The organism is Oleiphilus sp. HI0080, from assembly GCF_001635135.1.
Window position 1 is genome coordinate 1 of sequence record NZ_LWFU01000779.1, and the last position, 559, is coordinate 559.

Genomic DNA, 559 nt, shown 5'->3' on the forward strand with positions numbered 1-559 from the left:
GGCCGGAGGCTCCATCGCGACCATCGCAAGCACTTGCAGTAGATGGTTTTGAAACATATCACGCAAAGCACCAGCGCCTTCGTAATACCCTCCGCGCCCCTCAACTCCCAAGGATTCTGCGCCGGTAATCTCCACATACTCAACAAAATTACGACTCCACAGAGGTTCAAACATGCCGTTCGCAAAGCGAAACACCAGGAGGTTTTGTACGGTCTCTTTGCCGAGATAATGATCTATCCGAAAGATCTGCTGCTCAGAAAAGCTCGCGTGCAACGCCTTATCTAACGATTTGGCTGAGGCTAAATCGTAGCCAATGGGCTTCTCAACAATCAGTCTTTTCCAAGCACCACCTTCAACGCTCTCCGACATGCCATTTTGCGCAAGACAGGTAGGTATGACGTCAAATAGGCTTGGTGGAGTGGCAAGATAATAGAGGGTGTTTTCGCCAGAGCCGTAATGATCTGTTAGCTCAGCAAGGCGGGTTTTGAGCTTAGCGTAATCAGCGACATCAGAAGTGTTGAGAGGCTGATAATGGACGCACTCTAAAAACTCGGCAAGT

At 49.6% G+C, this 559-nt stretch carries 1 pseudogene; it reads right to left on the reverse strand.

Annotated features, from left to right (window positions below):
• A pseudogene (locus A3751_RS16140) lies at positions 1–559 on the reverse strand (glucose-6-phosphate dehydrogenase); the annotation flags it as partial.